Annotated in this window: 6 protein-coding genes; 1 reads left to right on the top strand and 5 read right to left on the bottom strand. The window is 51.6% G+C overall.

Features of this window, described 5'->3' with window-relative positions; translation table 11 throughout:
* Window positions 1–66 precede the first annotated feature (66 nt).
* Genes purH through ACEW8P_RS24485 form a run of 3 tightly spaced genes read right to left on the bottom strand, consistent with a single transcriptional unit; the run spans window position 67 to window position 2,220 of the window.
* A complete protein-coding gene (purH, locus tag ACEW8P_RS24495) occupies window positions 67–1,602 on the bottom strand; it encodes a bifunctional phosphoribosylaminoimidazolecarboxamide formyltransferase/IMP cyclohydrolase (protein ID WP_373515690.1) in 1,536 nt (511 codons plus the stop codon).
* A gap of 47 nt (window positions 1,603–1,649) precedes the next feature.
* Window positions 1,650–1,958, bottom strand: a complete 309-nt coding sequence (locus ACEW8P_RS24490) for a DUF5615 family PIN-like protein (protein WP_373515691.1) — start codon at window positions 1,956–1,958, stop codon at window positions 1,650–1,652.
* A 40-nt stretch (window positions 1,959–1,998) separates the two neighbouring features.
* A complete protein-coding gene (locus ACEW8P_RS24485) occupies window positions 1,999–2,220 on the bottom strand; it encodes a DUF433 domain-containing protein (protein WP_373515689.1) in 222 nt (73 codons plus the stop codon).
* A 115-nt stretch (window positions 2,221–2,335) separates the two neighbouring features.
* Here ACEW8P_RS24485 and ACEW8P_RS24480 point away from each other — a divergent pair, with 115 nt between their 5' ends.
* On the top strand, window positions 2,336–3,727 hold the full coding sequence (locus tag ACEW8P_RS24480; protein WP_373515688.1) for a cytochrome P450: 1,392 nt from the start codon (window positions 2,336–2,338) through the stop codon (window positions 3,725–3,727).
* On the opposite strand, the gene mnmH is transcribed toward ACEW8P_RS24480, so the two are convergent.
* Window positions 3,710–4,702, bottom strand: a complete 993-nt coding sequence (gene mnmH, locus ACEW8P_RS24475) for a tRNA 2-selenouridine(34) synthase MnmH (protein ID WP_373515687.1) — start codon at window positions 4,700–4,702, stop codon at window positions 3,710–3,712. The two genes, ACEW8P_RS24480 and mnmH, sit on opposite strands and share 18 nt — an antisense overlap.
* Window positions 4,703–4,834: 132 nt before the next feature.
* Window positions 4,835–5,551 carry a pyridoxine 5'-phosphate synthase gene (locus tag ACEW8P_RS24470; RefSeq protein ID WP_373515686.1) on the bottom strand — a complete coding sequence of 239 codons (717 nt, stop codon included), beginning with the start codon at window positions 5,549–5,551 and terminating at the stop codon, window positions 4,835–4,837.
* Window positions 5,552–5,681 lie beyond the last annotated feature (130 nt).

Below are 5,681 nucleotides of genomic sequence, written 5' to 3'. Positions count from 1 at the left end.
TCTTGGGCAGGTTTCACTAGCTAATCTTCCGCACCACTTACTTTGCCCGTTTGTACCTCCAAAAACTCAGTGCTTAAAATGCCGCACCCCCGTCGTTACCATCGCTACCCCATTAGCGTCGCAATAAGCGATGGAATCCTTGTCGCGAATGGAACCGCCGGGCTGCACGACGGCCGTGATGCCCGCTTCCTTAGCGATTTCGACGCAGTCGGGGAAAGGGAAAAAGGCGTCGGAAGCCATGACCGCGCCTTGCAGGTCGAAGCCGAAGTTTTTGGCCTTGTCGATGGCCTGGCGCAGGGCGTCTACACGGGAGGTTTGGCCCGTACCACTGGCGAGGAGTTGGTTTTCTTTGGCGAGCACAATGGTATTGGACTTGGTGTGTTTGCAGACTTTCGTCGCAAATTCCAGCGCAATCAGTTCGGCTTCCGTCGGTTCTTTTTCGGTGACGGTCGTCATATCGGAGGTAGTTTCGGTGACGTTGTCCTTATCCTGTTGCAGTACGCCGTTGAGTACCGTCTTGAACATTTCGCCGGATAGTTGGAGTGGCTTGCGCTTCAGCAATATGCGGTTTTTCTTCGATTGCAGGATTTTGAGCGCGTCTTCCGAATAGGCGGGTGCGATCAGGATTTCCATAAAAAGTTTGTTTAACTCCTCAGCAGTGGCCGCGTCCACGTTGGTGTTGGTAATAATCACACCGCCGAAGGCCGAAACCGGGTCGCAGGAAAGCGCGTTGACGTAGGCTTGGCGGGCCGTGTCGGCGGTAGCGATGCCGCAGGCATTGGTATGTTTGATAATGGCGAAAGTTGGTCCGGCGTCCTGGAATTCGTCGATCAGACCTACACAGGCGTCTACGTCCACTAGGTTGTTGTAAGAAAGTTCTTTGCCGTGGAGTTTGACGAACATGGCGTCCAAATCGCCGTAGAACGTGGCGACTTGGTGCGGGTTTTCGCCGTAGCGGAGGGTTTGGGAAGGTAGTTTTTCAAAATCGCGGACGCTATCGCTCTCGTCGGCCTCGCCTTTTAGGAACCAGCGATTAATGGCCGTATCGTAGTGCGACGAGACGCCAAATGCTGCCGCTGCGTACCGACGACGATCGGCGAGGTCGGTTTTGCCTTCTTTCTGGGTAAGTATATTCAGGGTATCGGTGTACTGTTCGCGCGACGAAACGATGAGCGTATCCTTGAAATTCTTAGCCGTCGCCCGAATGAGCGCAATGCCACCGATGTCTATTTTCTCAATGATCTCGGCGGGCTTAGCGCCCGAAGCCACGGTATCCTCGAAAGGATATAGGTCGACCACGACCATGTCCAGAGCCGGGATATCATATTCCGCCGCCTGTGCCTTATCGCCTTCATCTTCACGGCGGTAGAGGATACCGCCGAACACAACCGGATGCAGCGTCTTGACGCGACCACCAAAAATAGACGGGTAGCCCGTCAGGCTTTCCACCGCTGTCACCGGAATATTCAGATTTTCGATAAAGGTTTGAGTACCACCCGTGGAGTAGAGCTTCACCTCGTTTTTATGCAAAAGCCGCACGAGCGGTTCGAGACCTTCTTTGGAATAGACGGAAATGAGGGCGGAGGAGATTTTTTTGGACATATTATTTGGTTGACGATCGAGCGTTTCGATACTTAAATTAAAAATTATTAAAACCAGACTCTGATGGTGGTTTGGTTCAACTCAACTACATTGGCGTTTTCCAATGTGCCGAGCAATTGGGTAAGTGATGATCGGAATAAGTCAAGTAGAGGCCTATTGCGTAAATTGCCAGTTGTGATGTAAAGCAATTTGTAGGGTTGCTTCTTGAAAAGGTAGGTGTTGAAGAAGTCGCTGTCTTTCGAAATCACCACACGCGATTCGGCCATGCTTCGCTCGCAAATGTACCCATCTGGAATTCTTGTGTTTGTGAGCAAGGCAGAAACGTGGACTACGTCGTGTCCTTTTCCTGTAGCCAGTCGGCAAGAATGTTTAGCAATTGTTCATCGACAAGAAACTTCATGCCGCCACAGGAATAGACTTAAATTGCGCCAACTGTACGGCATAGTCAAGGCAGGCGCGTATATCATCGTCTTCTAGTTTAGGATATTCTTCTCTCAACTCCGACCAGGAAGCCCCGCCCGCAAGCAGTTCCAGAATGGTCGTTACCAGCAACCGTGAACCCCGGATGGTGGGCTTACCGTGGCACACAACAGGATCAATGGTAATACGGGAGATCATAGTGGATTGATTTAGTTAAAATTGCCTGAAATAAAGGGACACCTTAAAAACGATACGAATGTGATTCGTTTTTTTAATTTTCAAATATAAAACAAACCACACAATTTAGCATCTTATGACAACGCCAACTCCGACTTCAAAAGACGTCCCCCGCCATCGCGGCTGGCCACTAGTGGGTAGTACATATCCCTTTATCAGCGATCCGCTGGGCTTTATGCTACGCTTGCAGGAGCAGCACGAGCGGCTTTCGGTAGTGAGCGTGCTGGGCCGTGAGCTGAATATCTTGCAAACTGCCGAAGATGTGAAATACGTTTTGCAGGAAAACAACCGCAACTACCATAAAAGCGAAGCATATAAAATCCTGGCGACTTTCCTGGGTAATGGCCTGCTGACTAGTGAAGAAGATTTCTGGCGGCGGCAACGCAAGTTGGCTCAGCCCGCTTTTTACAAGCAGCGCCTGGCGCTGATGGCTGATATGATGGTGCAGGAAACGGAATCGCTGGTCGAAGACTGGAAAGCACACGATGTCACACAGCCGCGCGACATTAGTAAGGACATGATGCGGCTCACGCTCAACATCGTGACCAAAGCCCTGTTCAGCACCGATGTTGGCGACCGGATTTCGGGTATTTCCGAGGCACTTGACGGCATTATGCACTTTGCGGATCAAACGCTAAAAAGCTTCATTCGGCTGCCGCTCAAATATCCCACACCGCGTAACAAAAAGTTTTTGGCAGCGGTCGATAAAGTAGAAGAAGTGATCTACGGAATCATCAATGGCCGCCGCGCTGAAATTAAGCGCAACCCGGAAGCTCGTTACGACGACCTGCTGGATATGCTGATGCGCACCGAAGACGAAGAAACGGGCGAAACCATGTCGGACGGTCAACTCCGTGACGAGGTGACGACGATTTTTATGGCGGGACATGAAACAACAGCTAACGCGCTGTCGTGGGCCTTTTACTTGCTGGCGAAGCATCCGGAAATAGCGCAGAAAAGCAGGGAAGAGAGCGAGGCGGTTTTTGCCAAACCAGCAACCTCAACTTTCGAGAAAGCCCGCGAACTGCGCTATACGATGCAAGTGGTGCAGGAAGTATTGCGGCTGTACCCGCCTGCTTGGGTAGTTAGTAGGCGATCACTGGAGGAAGATCAAATCGGGCCGTACGCCTTTCCGGCGGATTCGTATATGCTGATAAGTCCCTATACCCTGCACCGCCGCCCCGAGTACTGGGACGCACCGGAGGTGTTCAATCCCGATCGCTTTTCGGAAGAAAATTCCAAGAACCGCCCGACTTACGCTTATCTACCCTTCGGTGGCGGACCGAGGTTGTGCATCGGCAATAATTTCGCACTGATGGAAATGCAACTCGCACTGGCGACTTTGCTGCGGGATTTCGACGTAGCGTTGCTTACGCCGGATCAATTGGTGGAGCCAGAACCGATGGTGACGTTGCGACCGAAAGGAGGGATAAGACTTGGGGTTAACAGGTTAGTGGTTGACAGTTAACCCCAAAACCAATCGCTCCGCCATCTTCCCCGGATTGTCCTCTGAAGTTTCTTCTACGTGAATCACTTTTCGCTGGCCGACGCCGTGTTGGTAGGCTTTGTCGTAATAGGTAAGCGTGAGGTCGGCAACGGTAGCGAAATCTTTTTGGTCGAGGGCTGCAATGGCGGCTTTGTGGTGTTGGCCGCCGAGGCGTTTTTGGATGCGGTCGGTGGCTTCATAGAGGAGGTTAATGTCAAAGCAGGCGTATTCTCGAACCAGTCTTTCTATTCTCACCGATTTCTCCATGTCGACCAATATCAGTGGCGCATTTTGCATTTGCTCCCATATCTTCTCGGGAATCAGGCAGCGGCCCACGGTGCGGCTTTCGTCCTCGATCCATACGCGGCGGCTTGGGTCAAGTTGTCGCCATTGGGCGAAGACGCGGTTCTCGAAATGCTCGGTGCTGGGCTGGGGTAGTTGGCCGATTGCCCCGTAAGACGAACCTTTGTGGTGCGCCAGGCCTTCCAAATCAATCACTTGCTCGCCTAGCTCACGTAGTTGGTGCAGAATTTCCGTTTTGCCGCTGCCCGTTTTTCCTCCTAAAACTACCACCTGCCGGGGTGTTTCGAATCCGGTAAGTGCTTCTTTCCGAAAGGCCTTGTAGCCGCCCACCAGCGTACTCACTTTCATCCCGGCAGTTTCCAACAGCCAGCCGAACGAGCCGCTACGCATTCCGCCACGCCAGCAGTGAACCAAAATTTCTTTCTTAGGGGCTAGTATTTTCGATGCCCGTACAAAGTCTGCCATTTTCGGCCCAACTAGTTCTAACCCCTGCAACAATGCCTCTTCCTGACTCACCTGCTTGTAGGTAGTTCCTACCTGCGCCCGTTCGTCATTGCTAAATAAAGGGATGTTCACCGCCCCTGGAATATGTCCCTGCAAAAATTCTCCCGGTGAACGTACGTCGACGACGGGTAGCGTCTGAGCTTTTTGCAAAAAAACATTTGATGTTAGTGGGGTTGGCATTTTTTGATTTGTAAGGTGCCATGAGGGAGTGATGTTATGGGGCGGGCTTCTGCCTTCGATGGTTTTTTAAAGCCATAGGCTTCCTCCACTTCCCCCACGCTATCAAGCTAATTCCCGCAAGTACATTTGAATTGTGTTTTCCAGACCAAAGTACAAGGCGTCTGAAATAAGAGCATGGCCAATAGAGACTTCGTCAAGCCAGGGAATATTTTTTTGTAAAAATCGCAGGTTGTCCAGGCTCAGGTCGTGGCCTGCGTTTAAGCCCAAACCCGCTTTGCGGGCGGCTTCGGCGGCTTTCACGAAAGGTGCGACGGCTTTTTCTCGGTCTTCAAAATAGTGCTCGGCGTAAGGTTCGGTGTAGAGTTCCACGCGGTCAGCGCCGCAGGCTTTGGCGCCTTCTACCATTCGCACGTCAGCGTCTACGAAGACGGACACGCGGATATCGGCGGCTTTGAATTCGGCGATAAGATCGGTCAGACGATCTTTGTTTTTGACCGTGTCCCAGCCCGCATTGGAGGTAATGGCCCCAAGAGCGTCGGGTACCAGGGTGACCTGCTCGGGTTTGTTAGCCAAGACTATATCTACAAATTTTTGCTCGGAGGGGTTACCCTCAATGTTGAATTCGGTAGTGACGACTTTTTTCAAATCATAAACATCCTGGTAGCGGATGTGACGTTCGTCGGGACGCGGATGTACCGTGATGCCCTCGGCTCCGAACCGCTCGCAGTCAAGCGCGACTTTGACGACATTGGGGTTATCGCCCCCGCGTGAGTTGCGAAGGGTAGCTATTTTATTGATGTTGACGCTGAGGCGGGTCATGGATTTCTGGTCTAGGGAAGGTAGTGGGGTATTTGTACCTTTGTGGCAAAGTTACGGGTATCGAACGTGAGTTGTTTGGAAAATGTTCTAGGCGGTATTGTCAAGGCATTTTTACTTGAATTTTAACATC

Source organism: Persicitalea sp., from assembly GCF_041751555.1.
Classification (GTDB): domain Bacteria; phylum Bacteroidota; class Bacteroidia; order Cytophagales; family Spirosomataceae; genus Persicitalea.
This window is presented reverse-complemented; position numbering and strand designations above follow the sequence as displayed.

Coding starts and splice junctions, on each gene's coding strand:
- purH (WP_373515690.1), bottom strand. CDS start 1,602: ATGTCCAAAAAAATCTCCTCCGCCCTCATTTCCGTCTATTCCAAAGAA.
- ACEW8P_RS24485 (WP_373515689.1), bottom strand. CDS start 2,220: ATGATCTCCCGTATTACCATTGATCCTGTTGTGTGCCACGGTAAGCCC.
- ACEW8P_RS24480 (WP_373515688.1), top strand. CDS start 2,336: ATGACAACGCCAACTCCGACTTCAAAAGACGTCCCCCGCCATCGCGGC.
- ACEW8P_RS24470 (WP_373515686.1), bottom strand. CDS start 5,551: ATGACCCGCCTCAGCGTCAACATCAATAAAATAGCTACCCTTCGCAAC.